At 50.6% G+C, this 15,485-nt stretch carries 16 protein-coding genes; 9 read left to right on the plus strand and 7 right to left on the minus strand.

Features of this window, described 5'->3' with window-relative positions; translation table 11 throughout:
- Positions 1 to 34 precede the first annotated feature (34 nt).
- The 7 genes from osmE (at position 35) to chbG (ending at position 5,947) form a co-directional block, all read left to right on the plus strand.
- Complete coding sequence (gene osmE, locus FOB24_RS11955) at positions 35 to 373, plus strand: osmotically-inducible lipoprotein OsmE (protein ID WP_087856706.1); 339 nt, start codon at positions 35 to 37, stop codon at positions 371 to 373.
- A gap of 301 nt (positions 374 to 674) precedes the next feature.
- On the plus strand, positions 675 to 995 hold the full coding sequence (gene chbB, locus FOB24_RS11960; RefSeq protein WP_003030620.1) for a PTS N,N'-diacetylchitobiose transporter subunit IIB: 321 nt from the start codon (positions 675 to 677) through the stop codon (positions 993 to 995).
- 87 nt (positions 996 to 1,082) lie between these two features.
- The gene (gene chbC, locus FOB24_RS11965) at positions 1,083 to 2,441 is read left to right on the plus strand and encodes a PTS N,N'-diacetylchitobiose transporter subunit IIC (RefSeq protein ID WP_006684840.1); all 1,359 of its coding nucleotides are present in this window, start codon (positions 1,083 to 1,085) and stop codon (positions 2,439 to 2,441) included.
- A gap of 54 nt (positions 2,442 to 2,495) precedes the next feature.
- Complete coding sequence (gene chbA / locus FOB24_RS11970) at positions 2,496 to 2,843, plus strand: PTS N,N'-diacetylchitobiose transporter subunit IIA (RefSeq protein ID WP_038640158.1); 348 nt, start codon at positions 2,496 to 2,498, stop codon at positions 2,841 to 2,843.
- A 13-nt stretch (positions 2,844 to 2,856) separates the two neighbouring features.
- The gene (gene chbR / locus FOB24_RS11975) at positions 2,857 to 3,696 is read left to right on the plus strand and encodes a transcriptional regulator ChbR (RefSeq protein ID WP_003030617.1); all 840 of its coding nucleotides are present in this window, start codon (positions 2,857 to 2,859) and stop codon (positions 3,694 to 3,696) included.
- A gap of 124 nt (positions 3,697 to 3,820) precedes the next feature.
- On the plus strand, positions 3,821 to 5,176 hold the full coding sequence (locus FOB24_RS11980; RefSeq protein ID WP_038640160.1) for a 6-phospho-beta-glucosidase: 1,356 nt from the start codon (positions 3,821 to 3,823) through the stop codon (positions 5,174 to 5,176).
- A 12-nt stretch (positions 5,177 to 5,188) separates the two neighbouring features.
- A complete protein-coding gene (gene chbG / locus FOB24_RS11985; protein WP_150344967.1) occupies positions 5,189 to 5,947 on the plus strand; it encodes a chitin disaccharide deacetylase in 759 nt (252 codons plus the stop codon).
- Between the two features lie 37 nt (positions 5,948 to 5,984).
- Here the strand turns inward: chbG and katE are convergent, their stop codons facing one another.
- Positions 5,985 to 8,243: a catalase HPII gene (gene katE, locus FOB24_RS11990; RefSeq protein ID WP_087856705.1), complete on the minus strand. Its 2,259-nt coding sequence runs from the start codon at positions 8,241 to 8,243 to the stop codon at positions 5,985 to 5,987.
- 213 nt (positions 8,244 to 8,456) lie between these two features.
- Here katE and cedA point away from each other — a divergent pair, with 213 nt between their 5' ends.
- Positions 8,457 to 8,699, plus strand: a complete 243-nt coding sequence (gene cedA, locus FOB24_RS11995) for a cell division activator CedA (protein ID WP_230592298.1) — start codon at positions 8,457 to 8,459, stop codon at positions 8,697 to 8,699.
- Between the two features lie 62 nt (positions 8,700 to 8,761).
- Here the strand turns inward: cedA and tcyP are convergent, their stop codons facing one another.
- The 4 genes from tcyP to hxpB all read right to left on the minus strand — a co-directional run bounded on the left by tcyP (position 8,762) and on the right by hxpB (position 12,541).
- Positions 8,762 to 10,153: a cystine/sulfocysteine:cation symporter gene (gene tcyP / locus FOB24_RS12000; protein ID WP_006684833.1), complete on the minus strand. Its 1,392-nt coding sequence runs from the start codon at positions 10,151 to 10,153 to the stop codon at positions 8,762 to 8,764.
- Between the two features lie 135 nt (positions 10,154 to 10,288).
- A complete protein-coding gene (locus tag FOB24_RS12005) occupies positions 10,289 to 10,888 on the minus strand; it encodes a metal-dependent hydrolase (RefSeq protein ID WP_087050648.1) in 600 nt (199 codons plus the stop codon).
- An 83-nt stretch (positions 10,889 to 10,971) separates the two neighbouring features.
- Complete coding sequence (kduD, locus tag FOB24_RS12010; RefSeq protein WP_069324270.1) at positions 10,972 to 11,733, minus strand: 2-dehydro-3-deoxy-D-gluconate 5-dehydrogenase KduD; 762 nt, start codon at positions 11,731 to 11,733, stop codon at positions 10,972 to 10,974.
- Positions 11,734 to 11,872: 139 nt separating this feature from the next.
- The gene (gene hxpB, locus FOB24_RS12015; protein ID WP_069324269.1) at positions 11,873 to 12,541 is read right to left on the minus strand and encodes a hexitol phosphatase HxpB; all 669 of its coding nucleotides are present in this window, start codon (positions 12,539 to 12,541) and stop codon (positions 11,873 to 11,875) included.
- Positions 12,542 to 12,708: 167 nt separating this feature from the next.
- Here hxpB and FOB24_RS12020 point away from each other — a divergent pair, with 167 nt between their 5' ends.
- On the plus strand, positions 12,709 to 13,245 hold the full coding sequence (locus tag FOB24_RS12020) for a YniB family protein (RefSeq protein ID WP_069324268.1): 537 nt from the start codon (positions 12,709 to 12,711) through the stop codon (positions 13,243 to 13,245).
- Between the two features lie 56 nt (positions 13,246 to 13,301).
- On the opposite strand, the gene FOB24_RS12025 is transcribed toward FOB24_RS12020, so the two are convergent.
- Positions 13,302 to 14,162, minus strand: a complete 861-nt coding sequence (locus FOB24_RS12025; RefSeq protein ID WP_069324267.1) for a fructosamine kinase family protein — start codon at positions 14,160 to 14,162, stop codon at positions 13,302 to 13,304.
- Between the two features lie 269 nt (positions 14,163 to 14,431).
- Positions 14,432 to 15,361 (minus strand): 6-phosphofructokinase II, encoded by a 930-nt coding sequence (gene pfkB / locus FOB24_RS12030; RefSeq protein ID WP_061381454.1) that lies wholly within the window; start codon positions 15,359 to 15,361, stop codon positions 14,432 to 14,434.
- Positions 15,362 to 15,485 lie beyond the last annotated feature (124 nt).

The following is a 15,485-nucleotide window of genomic DNA, read 5'->3' on the forward strand; positions in this document are numbered from 1 at the left end:
TACATAACACGCTGAAAAACAAGAGGACGAAAAAATGAACAAGAATCTAGCAGGAATTCTGGGTGCAGCGGCTGTTTTGACTATGCTGGCGGGGTGTACGGCCTATGATCGTACCAAAGACCAATTTGTTCAGCCCGTAGTGAAAGATGTGAAGAAAGGGATGAGCAGGGCGCAGGTCGCGCAGATTGCCGGTAAGCCTTCTTCAGAAGTGAGCATGATCCATGCGCGCGGGACCTGTCAGACCTACATCCTGGGTCAACGAGATGGTAAAGCTGAAACCTATTTCGTTGCTTTAGACGATACCGGTCATGTGATTAACTCTGGCTACCAGACCTGCGCAGAATACGACACCGACCCGCAGGCAGCGAAGTAGTAACAACTGTTTATTGCCTGAGCACTCTGAACAACCGGCCATCGCGCCGGTTTTTTTGTGCCGCACGATCTTATTTATTGCCGCGAATTATTTGCATAAAATGTGAGGGGGGTCATAACGACAGGTCAAGGAGAGACAATTTAGTTGGTCAAGGAAATACCATCCACCGGTACAATCCCGTATACTCGTTTCAGCCACCTAAAAAAGTAATTTAGCTGACGCAGGTTACCCAGAGCATGGATGCAGGTTATGGCTTGCGGAGTGTCTGGTTGACAGATAATCGCACATGAGGATCGTTTTAATGGAAAAGAAACACATTTATCTGTTTTGTTCTGCGGGCATGTCGACTTCATTGTTGGTATCGAAGATGCGTGCTCAGGCCGAAAAATACGAAGTGCCGGTTATTATTGAAGCGTTTCCTGAAACGCTGGCCGGAGAAAAAGGTCCAGCGGCCGATGTTGTGTTATTAGGTCCGCAAATTGCTTATATGTTGCCCGAAATTCAGCGTTTGTTACCCAACAAGCCTGTGGAAGTGATTGACTCGCTGCTGTATGGCAAAGTCGATGGTTTAGGCGTGCTTAAGGCTGCTGTTGCAGCAATTAAAAAAGCCGCAGCAAATTAATTATTTTATTTTAATTTTTCCCGTCAAAGAGTTATTTCATTAACATTCACCGCAATTATTAATTGCGGTATTTAAGGGTATTTTTCTATGAGTAACGCTATTGCTTCACTTGAAAAGGTACTCCTTCCTTTTGCTGTAAAAATTGGAAAGCAGCCGCACGTTAATGCAATCAAAAACGGTTTTATTCGTTTAATGCCGTTAACCCTCGCAGGGGCAATGTTTGTATTAATTAATAACGTTTTCCTGAGCTTTGGGGAGGGGTCGTTTTTTTATTCGATGGGCATTCGACTTGATGCTTCAACTATTGAAACGCTGAATAGCTTGAAAGGCATTGGTGGAAACGTCTATAACGGTACGCTGGGTATCATGTCATTGATGGCGCCGTTCTTTATCGGCATGGCGCTGGCAGAAGAACGCAAGGTCGACTCACTGGCTGCCGGGTTGTTATCTGTCGCCGCATTTATGACCGTCACGCCATACAGCGTGGGTGAAGCTTATGCGGTTGGCGCTAACTGGCTGGGCGGCGCGAATATTATTTCCGGTATTATTATCGGCCTGGTGGTCGCGGAAATGTTCACTTTTGTGGTCCATCGTAATTGGGTGATCAAATTACCTGATAGCGTACCGACATCCGTATCGCGTTCCTTCTCTGCGCTGATTCCTGGCTTTCTTATTCTCTCCATTATGGGGATCATCGCCTGGGCGCTGAACACCTGGGGTACCAACTTCCATCAGATCATTATGGATTCCATTTCAACGCCACTGGCATCGCTGGGTAGCGTAGTGGGTTGGGCCTATGTGATTTTTGTTCCGCTGCTGTGGTTCTTTGGTATTCACGGTTCTTTGGCGCTGACCGCGCTGGACAGCGGAATCATGACGCCATGGGCGCTGGAAAACATCTCTATCTACCAACAGTTTGGTTCCGTAGACGCTGCGCTGGAAGCCGGTAAGACGTTCCACGTCTGGGCGAAACCGATGCTCGACTCCTATATTTTCCTTGGGGGTAGCGGGGCAACGCTGGGTCTGATTATCGCTATCTTCCTGGCATCACGTCGTCCTGACTATCGTCAGGTTGCTAAGCTGGCACTGCCGTCAGGTCTCTTCCAGATTAACGAACCTATCCTGTTCGGTCTGCCGATCATCATGAACCCGGTTATGTTTATTCCGTTCATTCTGGTTCAGCCGATTCTGGCGGCGATTACGCTGGCAGCTTACTACTCAGGCATTATTCCACCGATTACCAACATCGCACCGTGGACTATGCCAACCGGTTTGGGCGCGTTCTTTAACACCAACGGTAGCGTCGCCGCTCTGCTGGTCGCGCTGTTCAACCTCGGTATTGCAACGCTGGTTTACCTGCCGTTCGTGGTAGTAGCCAACAAAGCTCAGAACGTTATTGATCAAGAAGAAAGCGAAGAAGATATCGCTAACGCATTGAAATTCTAAATTTAATCCGGCGTGGCTTCGCGGTCATGCCGGACTTAACCAGAGGAAAAAAGTATGTTGGATATCGAGAATATCGTCGACACGCAGTCAGAAGCAGAAGAACTTGAAGAAGTGGTGATGGGGCTCATCATTAATTCTGGTCAGGCGCGTAGCCTGGCATACGGCGCACTCAAAATGGCCAAGCAGGGGGATTTTGAAGCAGCGAAGACCATGATGGACCAGTCTCGCCTGGCGCTGAACGAAGCGCACCTCGTGCAAACAAAACTGATTGAAGGCGATCAGGGCGAAGGTAAAATGAAAGTCAGCCTGGTGCTGGTCCACGCACAGGATCATCTGATGACCTCGATGCTGGCGCGCGAGCTGGTCACTGAACTGATTGAACTTCACGAGAAGCTGAAATAGCGAGGAGTGCAAAATGCAGCTACAGATTAACGCACCGGAAATCAAAACCGTCTATGAACAGCAGCTGTTTAATGGCAAAAATTTCCATGTGTTCATCTATAACAAAACTGAGAGCATCAGTGGGCTGCATCAACATGACTACTATGAATTTACGCTGGTTTTAACCGGACGCTATTATCAGGAAATCAACGGTAAACGCGTATTGCTTGAGCGCGGGGACTTTGTTTTTATCCCGTTGGGATCGCATCACCAGAGTTTCTATGATTTCGGTGCGACAAGGATCCTTAACGTCGGTATCAGTAAACGTTTTTTTGAACAGCATTACCACCCGCTGCTGCCGTTTTGTTTCGTTGCATCGCAGGTCTATCGGGCGAATAATTCGTTTCTTACCTACATTGAAACGGTTATTGCATCACTGAACTTTCGTGAGAGCGGACTCGATGAATTTGTAGAAGTGGTCACCTTCTATATTATTAATCGGCTGCGCCATCATCGCGAAGAGCAGGTGCTGGATGATATTCCTCAGTGGCTCAAAACCACCGTCGAGACCATGCATGATAAACGGCAGTTTAGCGAGAATGCGCTGGAAAATATGGTACACCTGTCCGCGAAATCCCAGGAGTATCTGACCCGCGCGACCCAGCGTTATTACAGCAAAACGCCGATGCAGATCATTAATGAAATTCGCATTAATTTTGCTAAAAAACAGCTGGAAATGACTAACTATTCTGTAACGGATATTGCTTATGAGTCTGGTTACAGTAGTCCAAGCCTGTTTATTAAAACATTTAAAAAGCTGACGTCGTTTACGCCAAATAGCTATCGTAAGAAATTAACTGAATTTAATCAGTAGATATTATTTTCCAATAACTCATTTTTTATAGCTTGCCCTAAATAGCGTCGGGACAGCCACGCTATACCTGACAAACGGGTTGAGCATAATACATGTCAGTGTTTTGACACTGAAGGGAGAACGTATGAGCCAGAAATTAAAAGTCGTCACTATCGGTGGCGGGAGCAGCTACACCCCTGAGTTACTTGAAGGCTTTATTAAGCGCTATCACGAATTACCGGTTTCTGAATTGTGGCTGGTTGATGTAGAGGGTGGTAAAGAGAAGCTGGACATTATTTTTGACCTTTGCCAGCGGATGATCGACAAAGCTGGCGTTCCGATGAAGTTGTATAAAACGCTGGATCGCCGCGAAGCGTTGAAAGATGCTGATTTCGTTACCACCCAACTGCGTGTAGGACAACTTAAAGCCCGTGAGAAGGATGAGCGTATCCCGCTGAGCCACGGTTATCTGGGACAGGAAACGAACGGTGCGGGCGGCCTGTTCAAAGGTTTGCGTACCATTCCGGTTATTTTTGACATTGTAAAAGATGTGGAAGAACTGTGCCCGAATGCGTGGGTGATTAACTTTACTAACCCGGCAGGGATGGTGACTGAAGCGGTCTATCGCCATACTAATTTTAAGAAATTCATCGGCGTGTGTAATATTCCCGTCGGCATGAAAATGTTCATTAGCGATGTGCTGGCGCTGAAAGAGAGCGATGATTTATCTATCGATCTGTTCGGTCTGAACCATATGGTCTTTATCAAAGATGTGCTGGTGAACGGCGTGTCACGTTTTGATGAACTGCTGGACGGCGTCGCATCGGGCGAGTTGAAAGCGTCTACCGTGAAGAACATCTTTGACCTGCCGTTTAGTGAAGGACTGATTCGTTCGCTGAAACTACTGCCGTGCTCTTACTTGCTCTACTACTTCAAGCCAAAAGAGATGCTGGCAATTGAGATGGGTGAATACTATAAGGGCGGGGCACGCGCTCAGGTGGTACAGAAAGTTGAGAAACAACTTTTTGATCTCTATAAAAATCCTGAGCTGAACGTTAAGCCGAAGGAGCTGGAACAGCGCGGTGGCGCTTATTACTCCGACGCGGCCTGTGAAGTGATCAACGCTATCTACAACGATAAGCAGACCGAACATTATGTCAACATTCCGCACCATGGGCATGTCGATAACATTCCTGCGGACTGGGCGGTAGAAATGACCTGCACGTTGGGACGCAACGGCGCCACGCCACACCCACGTATTACTCATTTTGATGAGAAAGTCCTCGGTCTTATCTATACCATTAAAGGCTTTGAAGTGGCGGCGAGCAATGCGGCATTGAGCGGAGAGCTAAATGATGTGCTGCTGGCGCTGAACCTTAGCCCGCTGGTGCATTCTGACCGCGACGCTGAAGTCCTGGCGCGTGAATTGATTCTGGCGCATGAACAATGGCTGCCAAATTTCGCCGGGTGCATCGAGAAACTGAAAAGCGAACAACACTAACTGAGGTCGGCTATGGAACGCGTACTGATTGTGAATGCGGATGATTTTGGCCTGAGTAAAGGCCAAAACTACGGCATTGTTGAAGCCTGCCGCAATGGCGTGGTCACCTCGACGACGGCGTTGGTAAATGGCGCGGCGATTGACCATGCGGTACAACTGAGTCGTGACATACCTGCACTTGCCGTCGGGATGCACTTTGTTCTGACGCTGGGCAGACCGTTGACGCCAATGCCAGGCCTTACGCGTGACGGATTGCTGGGGAAATGGATCTGGCAAATGGCAGAAGAAGATGCTTTGCCGCTGGATGAAATTTCGCAAGAGCTGGCCGCGCAGTATCAGCGTTTTATAGACCTGTTTGGGCGGGAACCGACGCATCTGGATAGCCATCACCATGTGCATATGTTCCCGCAGATTTTCCCCATTGTCGCGAGCTTTGCAGCCGAACGAGGGATTGCGTTGCGTATCGATCGTCAGACGGTGTGCCAGTCGTCTGATTTACCCGCCACGTTGCGTTCTTCCCAGGGATTCAGCAGCGAGTTTTATGGCGAAGCGATTTCTGAGACGCTGTTTTTACAAACGCTGGCTGCCTCAGCAGACCGGGGAGAGTCCTCACTGGAAGTCATGTGCCATCCAGCCTTTATCGATGACACTATTCGTCAAAGTGCCTACTGTTACCCCCGCTTAACTGAGCTTGACGTACTGACGTCTTCGTCACTGAAATATGCTATTGCGGAGCGCGGTTATCGTCTTGGCAGTTTTCTGAACGTGTAATTCCTGAGTTTGCGGCGCAATTATGCGCCGCATTTTTTTAGGCAGGGATCGCGTCGATTTTTCCGGCTCGCGACCAGACACGATGCGCAGTCATCAGTGTCAGTAAGGTATCCATAAACTGTGCGTCTGCACTGTCCGCTTCTACCACGCCTTCCTCACTCTGATTTGTGATATTCAATGCAGCTTTAAGCTGGCGGGCATCTCCTGCCAGGGCGATAGGTTTCAGGTGCTTATACGCTTCCAGTAAGTAATATTTCGCATCGCCATTCATGGCGATATCCGCGATATTCCCACCCGGAACGATAACCGCATCGACCGTCAGCGACGGCGAGCCGGCAAAGGTACCCGCGATCGTCAGGACGGAGCCATCGTCGGCAACCACATTACCCATTCTGGAATAGAGCAACCTGGCATGAACGCCTTTCGCCTGCAGGGCCTGCATAATGGTGAGCAGATCGTCTGCCTTTACCTGATCATTGAGCAGAATGGCGACCACGCGGCCTTTGATATCACCTTTTGATCCCGCATATAAACTAAGCGAAGGCGCATTGGTTAACCCGTTGACGTCCGGTGGAGGGGAGATCTGGGTTTGCTCTTCGGTCAGTTCAAAACCGAGGTTGCTGGCCACGGACTGCGCCAGAGTGGTATCAATATGCGCCAAATGATCGACCACTCTTTCGCGAATATAAGGCCGGGTCACTTTGCTGAGTTCGAAACTGAATCCGCCAATAATATGCTGTTGCTCTATTGGTGTCTGGCTTAGCCAGAACAGGCGAGGGTGGGCATAGTATTCGCCGAAAGAGGGGCTACGCTCACGAATTTTATTCCCGTCAATGCGCTCCTGATACGACTCAAATCCACCACGTTTTGGCCCCGGCGGCGTTTCTCGTGGCCAGTTGTCATTGATGGAGTTAGGTTCATAGTTGGCGGGATTGGTATCAATATCCATGCGATGCATACCGTCGCGTTGGAAGTTATGGTACGGGCAGGTAGGGCGATTGATCGGGATTTCATGGAAGTTGGGCCCACCCAGGCGACTGATCTGTGTGTCCGTATAGGAGAACAGTCTGCCCTGTAACAGAGGGTCATTGGTAAAATCGATGCCCGGAACGATGTGACCGGGATGAAATGCCGCCTGTTCGTTTTCCGCGAAGAAATTGTCCGGGTTGCGGTTTAGTACCATTTTACCGACGCGCTGAACCGGAACCAGCTCTTCCGGGATGAGTTTTGTCGGGTCGAGCAGGTCAAAATCGAATTTAAACTCATCTTCCTCCGGAATTAACTGCAGGCCAAGTTCGTATTCCGGGTAATCGCCGGCTTCAATTGCCTCCCACAGATCGCGGCGATGGAAATCAGGATCGCGACCCGTCAGTTTCTGTGCTTCATCCCATACCAAAGAAGCTTTGCCAGCCAGCGGTTTCCAGTGGAAGCGGACGAAAGTGGCTTTCCCCTGCGCATTAATCAGCCGAAAAGTATGGATGCCAAAACCTTCCATCGTGCGATAACTGCGCGGGATCCCCCGGTCAGACATCGCCCACATCACGTTGTGCAGGGTTTCAGGTTGCAATGAGACATAATCCCAGAAGGTATCATGCGCGCTTTGGCCCTGTGGGATTGCCCAATGTGGCTCCGGTTTTACGGCGTGGACGAAATCCGGGAATTTATGTGCATCCTGAATAAAAAAGATCGGCGTGTTATTTCCTACCAGATCAAAGATGCCCTCTTCAGTATAAAATTTTGTCGCAAATCCCCGAATATCCCTGACCGTATCCGCTGAGCCTGCGCCGCCCTGGACTGTTGAGAAACGGACAAAAACGGGTGTTATCTTGTTTTCTTCGGACAAGAAATCGGCTTTTGTCGTTGCGCTTAAATCGGTATAGGACTGAAAGTAACCGTGCGCGGCTGACCCTCGAGCGTGAACGATACGTTCTGGTATACGTTCGTGATCAAAATGGGTGATTTTTTCTCGCAGGATAAAATCTTCCAGTAATGTTGGCCCGCGATTTCCGGCGCGCAGCGAGTTTTGATCGTCTGCAATGCGTACGCCCTGATTGGTGGTCAGGGCAAATTCTTCGCTTCCTTTGCGAAAACTGTCCAGCGCGTTGAGTTTGTCACTTCTGATGTCAGGCGCTTTTAAGCTGCCGGACGTGGTGGGTTGCATGCCCGGAGGCGTGGGTTCAGGCGTTGGACGATGTGAACCGTCTGCTGGCGCCAGAGAATCAAGACCGGGTTTGGACTCGCTGGCATCATGAACCGGCGCAGTGTGATGGAGCGGATGCTTATCTTTCTGTGACATTAAACTCGTCTCCTGTATTCATCGCTGAAAGGGTCGTTGTTGCTGTCAAAAGCTTTAACTATAGACCACTCACTCAGCCCTGCAGGAATATACCGGGGAAGTAAAGCGCGATGAGACAGGCAAACCGCGCACGCAAGGCAGGACGCGGGAGGGGAAAATCGGCTAAGATAGCGGTTTTCTGATTTTTAGAATTTGTCTTTAGTGAAACAACTGATTATGAAACCTCTTCGCCAACAAAATCGTCCGGTTATTAGCTACGTGCCCCGTGTGGAGCCTGCTCCGCCAGAGCATGCGGTTAAAATGGATGCGTTTCGTGACGTATGGATACTGCGCGGTAAATATGTCGCTTTTGTCTTAATGGGGGAGTCGTTTCAGCGTTCGCCTGCATTTACGGTTCCGGAATCAGCGCAACGCTGGGCTAATCAGATTCGCCAGGAAAATGAACTGAGCGATTAACTGGATATAAAAAAACCGCCGGAGCATTACACGCCGGCGGTTTTTTTTATCAGCAAACAGGCTTAACGATGCGCCAGTTCGGCGTTATCGTCGCTGTCCAGAATCGTTTTGTCGGTCTGCTTCAGCCACTGGCTGGTCAGCGTACCGGCAGTCATGGAGCCGCTAACGTTCAGCGCCGTACGACCCATATCAATCAGCGGTTCAACGGAGATCAGCAGCGCGACCAGCGTTACCGGCAGACCCATGGCAGGCAGAACGATCAGCGCGGCAAAGGTCGCGCCGCCGCCCACACCCGCAACGCCTGCGGAACTCACGGTCACGATACCTACCAGCGTGGCAATCCACATGGGATCCAGCGGGTTAATACCGACAGTTGGGGCGACCATCACCGCCAGCATGGCCGGGTACAGGCCGGCACAGCCGTTCTGACCAATCGTGGCGCCAAAAGAGGCGGCAAAACTGGCAATGGATTCAGGTACGCCCAGACGACGGGTTTGTGCTTCAACGTTCAGCGGGATGGACGCGGCGCTGGAACGGCTGGTGAAAGCGAAAGTCAGGACAGGCCAGACTTTGCGGAAGTATTTCAGCGGGCTAACGCCGTTAACTCCCAGCAGGATCCCGTGTACCACAAACATAATGCCCAGACCGAGATACGAAGCGACGACGAAGCTGCCAAGCTTGATGATGTCCTGCAGGTTGGAGCCTGCAACCACTTTAGTCATCAGCGCCAGAACACCGTACGGCGTTAACTGCATAACCAGACGAACCAGCTTCATCACCCAGCTTTGCAGGGTATCGATAGCGACCAGAACACGCTCGCCTTTTGGGGCGTCATCTTTCAGCAGTTTCAGTGCGGCTACACCGAGGAATGCTGCGAAGATAACCACGCTGATAATTGACGTCGGGTTCGCTCCGGTCAGATCGGCAAACGGGTTTTTCGGGATGAACGACAGCACCAGTTGCGGAACGCTGAGGTCGGCTACTTTGCCAACATAATTGGTTTCAATGGCATTCAGGCGTGCGGTTTCAGCCCCGCCTTGTACCAGACCTTCGGCGGTCAGGCCGAACAGGTTGGTCACCAGAACACCTACCAGCGCGGCAATCAGCGTGGTAAACAGCAGCGTGCCGATGGTCAGGAAGCTAATTTTACCTAACTGAGAGGCGTTGTGCAGACGCGCAACGGCACTGAGAATAGAGGCAAAGACCAGCGGCATAACAATCATTTGCAGCAACTGGACGTAACCGTTGCCGACAATGTTGAACCACTGTACGGAATCTTTAAGAACCTGGCTGTCGGAGCCATAAATGGTGTGCAGCGCGAGACCGAACACCACCCCCATGACCAGACCGACCAGTACTTTTTTTGCCAGACTCCACTGTTTGTGACGGGCTTGCGCCAGCACGAACAGCAGCACTACGAACACGATAATGTTCGCGATTAATGGAAAGTTCATCCCCGTTCTCCTGATCTTATTATGCGGATCACCGTACGATGGTGATTCAGTTGGCGCAAGATTAGCAGAACTGTGACATGCCTCTTATATTCAAATGGAATTGTTTATGCCAAAAATGACATTTCGGCTGATTTATTAGTCAACCTGGTGCGTTATGAAACGATTAAACTGCATTTGTAGCGTATTTATCATTTGCGATGACCAGCGTACTGCACTGTTTTCTTGTACGGTCTGTGGCATCCAGATGGCCCAGGCAAACAGCGCCATACACAGGAATCGCTCCAGTTGATTCCCTTTTTGCGGTACAAGGATCGGCAGGCGAAAGCGCCAGCGACAGGGCCAAAGCAGGGGGACGCCTGCCGGGGTCAGCATGTCGGCCAGAATGTGGCTGAGATAACCGAGAACCATGCCCTGTAAGGCATCAGCTGGAATTATCCAGGTATCAGGGACTTTCAGGTAAAACGTGGCCAGCAGGGCAAAGACTGCCAGCAGGCTATGCGTAAACCCGCGATGGCCAAATGCGCGGGCAATGGGTTTCGATATCCACTTCAGACGCTGTCCGAGCAGAGATTTTGGATGATCGATATCCGGTAGCAGACATGTCAAAATGGCTGAAGGAACAATATGCCACCAGTCACCCTGCGCAAGAACGGGCGTTAGTTCGGCATTTTTGGCAAATACCGCACAGGCAATAGAAAAAAGAAGGTGGCCTTCCGCCGTCATGATAAAACCCAATAAACTGTCGATTCATACAGTATAGGGGTTTTATACAGTAGGCGGAAGAGGTGACGTTGTAACCCTTTGTCACAAGTGCGACATTACCGCGCCAGCCAACCACCATCCACGGCCAGCGTATAACCATGAATATAGTCAGAGGCTGAACTTGCGAGGAAAACGACCGGGCCTTTCAGATCGTCTGGCTTTCCCCAGCGTCCGGCTGGAATACGATCGATAATCTCCTGATTGCGCTCGCTGTCTTCACGTAGTTGCTGCGTGTTATTGGTCGCCATATAGCCGGGCGCAATAGCGTTGACATTAATACCTTGTGCAGCCCATTCATTAGCCAGCAGGCGGGTGATACCCAGTACACCGCTTTTCGATGCGGTATAGGAAGGAACGCGGATCCCGCCCTGAAATGAGAGCATTGAGGCAATATTAATTATTTTCCCACCGTTACCCTGCGCCACAAACTGGCGCGCCACGGCCTGCGACAGAAAGAACACGGATTTGAGATTCAGGTTCATCACGTCATCCCAGTCTTTTTCGCTGAAGTCCAGCGCATCCTGGCGACGTATGGTGCCCGCATTATTGACCAGAATATCGATCCGACCAAATGCCTCCACCGTTTGTGTCACAATGCTGGCGAGTACGTCCTGTTGGCTGAGATCGGCCTGAATCGCCATAAAGCGTCGACCGAGCGCGTTAATTTTCTCTGCGGTATCATGCGGGGTTTTACGATTCACTCCGACTACATCACAGCCAGCTTCAGCCAGCGCCAGTGCCATACCTTGTCCAAGGCCGGTATCACATCCGGTGACGATGGCAACTTTACCTGCGAGACGAAAAGCATCCTGAATCATATTCACCTCAATTATTCATTCCATTCACACTTTACCATGCGGAAAGAATAGGAGAGGCTGAGCAGAAATACAATAAAAATGAAACGCTGTTTTAAAAAAACAATCTCACGGGCAATGATTCGCATTGCCCGTGAGAGGATTAGCCGCGCAGATGAACGGCTGTAAGTTCGGTGAGCGAGGACAGTTTTACGTCGGCCAGTACATAGCGAGGATCGTCCTGATTTTCATGTGCAGGCACCACGATAGAGCGCATGCGAGCCGCTTTCGAGGCGATCATGCCGTTGACTGAATCTTCCAGGGCAACGCAACTCAAAGGATCAATGCCCAGTTTCGCTGCGCAATCGAGATACACCTGCGGGTGCGGTTTGCTGTAGGGAAGTTTCTCTGCGGAGGCCAGTGCATCGAAGCTGTCGCGTAAACCAAACATGGTCAGCACTTTTTCCAGCATATGCAACGGTGATGCGGATGCCAGCCCGACCAAAAGTCCCTGCGATTTGCACAACGCCACGGCTTCACGTACGCCAGGCAGCAGCGGTCTTGTTTCTTCAACTAACGCAATAGCCCGCGTGATGATACGTTCAGTCACTTCCTGACGTGTGGGGCCATTCCACGGTTGCTGCGCAAACCACAAATCAACCACCATGTCGATGCGTAAGCCAAGGGTATCGGGAAGCTCATGGCGGCGAGTGATATCAACGCCTAAACTTGCCATCACATCCAGTTCGGCCTGATCCCAGAGCGGTTCTGAATCGACCAGTAATCCATCCATATCGAAAATTGCAGCAAGAATTTGACGCGGGGTTGACATCACAACCTCTCCTTTAGGGTGATAAAAGGGATTTCGAGCCAGTCATAACAGGCTCTGAGCGTTCATAATGGCTAATTCTCTATTATACCGCCTTTAAAGATCAGGCGAAAACGGTTATCAACGGGTAAACTTAGGCCAAAATGACACGTCTTTATCAAGGGGAACTCATGACGTATCAACAAGCTGGACGCATTGCCGTCTTGAAAAGGCTGGTGGGATGGGTGATTTTCATTCCCGCGCTGATTTCAACACTGGTTTCTGTACTGAAGTTTATGTATGCGCACAGCGAAAAGCAGGAGGGGATTAATGCGGTGATGCTCGATTTTGCCCATGTAATGATCGACATGATGCGGGTGAACACCCCCTTTCTTAACGTATTTTGGTATAACTCGCCGACACCCGATTTTCAAAGTGGACTCAATCTCGTTTTTTGGCTGATTTTCATCCTGATTTTTGTCGGCTTAGCGTTGCAGGATTCAGGTGCAAGAATGAGCCGTCAGGCGCGTTTTTTACGCGAAGGTGTTGAGGATCAACTGATTCTGGAACAGGCCAAAGGCAGTGAAGGGTTATCACGCGCACAAATTGAATCACGTATCGTGGTACCGCACCATACGATCTTTTTACAAATTTTTCCGTTGTATATATTGCCGGTGATCGTTATCGTCATCGGCTACTTCTTCTTCTCATTACTGGGCTTTTTGTAAGCGTTGAAACATCAGGCCTGCCGCATTGTGTAACGTCAGGCCTGATAAGCGCGTTGTTAAGCCGCCAGTAACCTATCCATCGCTTTCTGCGCCACAACCAGATGCTGCCCTCCGAACAGAATAGCCCGATTCAGCAGCGTATAGAGCTGGTAGACAGGCTGTCTGTCAAGAAAATCCAGGGGGAGCGGCGAGACGGACTGATAACCATCATAAATTTGCGGCGGCTGCTCGGTATGTAACGGCAGCATTGCCAGATCGCACTCTCTGTCTCCCCAGTAGCAGGCAGGGTCGAAGATGTAAGGACCGTTCGGGCCGAGCGCGCAGTTTCCCGACCACAAATCCCCATGCAGGAGAGACGGCTGCGGCTGATGGGACGAGAGGCGTTGCTGAACATGCTCGACAATGGCGTCAATATTGCCAAACGCAATACCTTTTTCAGCGGCGAGTTCCAGTTGCCAGCCAATGCGCTGCTCGGCAAAAAAAGTTGACCAGCGACGTTGCCAGGCATTGGGTTGCGGCGTGGTCGAGAGCGCATTGTCGAAGTCGAGTCCGAACTGCGGCTGATCGCTCCATTCATGCAAATGCGCAAGCTGTTGGCCGAGGATAAACGCATTGTGCGCGTCAAGCGGACGGGGAGGGAGGAAGTCCATTACCAGGAAACTGTAATCTCTGTCTGCGCCTACCGCCCAAACTTTCGGTACAGATACGGTTTGACTGCGGGAAAGTAGCTCCAGCTGATCGGCTTCCGCCGTAAAGCCGGTCAACAGCTCTCTTTCATCGCATTTGACGAAAAAATCGCGCCCCGCATAGCGTAAATGCCATGCGGCGTGGATCTCTCCGCCGGGCAGTTCATTACGCAGTTCGATTTCGCCTTCACCTAATTGCTCGCTTAAAAGACGACTGATAGCCTGCCACATGATGTCTCTCCCCATGTTGTCTGCCAGATCATAAGGTTAGCGCAAGAATGCGGTTAAAAAACACGAACTGACGCACACCACGGACGCGTCATCGCTGGAAAGGCACTTAATGTTTGTCGTTCTTCTTCATCTCGCACAGTTGTGGAGACGTCTGTTTGCACATGATTCACTTCTTTGTAATCACGTGATTTTTTATCATAGACGTATAACAACCATGCCGACAGTTTTACCGGAAAATCCCCCTTCCTGGTAAGAAGGGGACGGTGGCATTACTGCGCAAGGTATGCATATATTTTTTGCGTATCGTCCAAAGCGCACAGACGCGTCCCCTGATTCAGGGTTGCTGCGCTACCGGCGGCAACCCCGAAACGAACAATATCGTCAAAAGGTGCGTTCTCAGCCAGTTTAAGCGTCATGGCGCCGACCATGCTGTCGCCTGCGCCTACGGTACTTTGACTTTTCACCGGTGGTGGAACCACCTGGACGCAGGTGTCGCGATCAACGCCCAGCGCCCCTTGTGGCCCAAGAGAGACCACGACGCGATGTGCTTTACCCGATTGCACAATCTCCTGTGCGGCTTTACGCACGTCATCAGGTTGGGTGAGTTCGCGGTTCACCAGCGCGCTCAGTTCTTTAAGGTTGGGTTTGACCAGTTCGATATTGCCGATGGCTAACGCCGCCGTTAGCGCCTCGCCTGAGCTATCGACGATGCAGCGAATACCCTGTTTTTGTGCTGAGGTAACGAGTCGGGTCAGCTTCTCAAGTTGTACGCCAGGCGGCAAACTGCCGCTAATCACCAGCAGCGCGCCGGACTCAATTTCCAGCACCTGATCCTGAAGTTGATAGAACTCATCATCGGTCAGCGCAGCCCCGGGCATAACGAAGCGATACTGCTCACCGCTGGACTCAACGTGGACGTGCAGATTTTGGCGGGTCCAGTCTTTGGCTTCGACTGTAGAGACGGGAACGTTTTCGTCGGCGAGCAATGCAACAAGATGCTCACCCGTGGCCCCGCCCGCGGGGAAGATAGCCGTCGCAGTACCGCCAAGATGCGCTATTGCACGAGCGACGTTGATGCCGCCGCCACCGGGTTCAAAAACCGGCGAGGTACAGCGAAGTTTACCCTCAGGGTAGATTTGCGGAGTAATTGTTGCGCTATCGAGAGAGGGCGCAAGTGTTAACGTATAGATACGTACCATCTTTACCTCCTGTTAGGCTGCCTTCAGTCTGGCACTTAACATCCCGAAAGTGAAGTAATTAACAACATGATTTTTCATATCTTTATTTAAAATTATCGGGTCAAAGTTATATAAATAAAATATC

Source organism: Citrobacter werkmanii (assembly GCF_008693645.1).
GTDB lineage: Bacteria > Pseudomonadota > Gammaproteobacteria > Enterobacterales > Enterobacteriaceae > Citrobacter > Citrobacter werkmanii.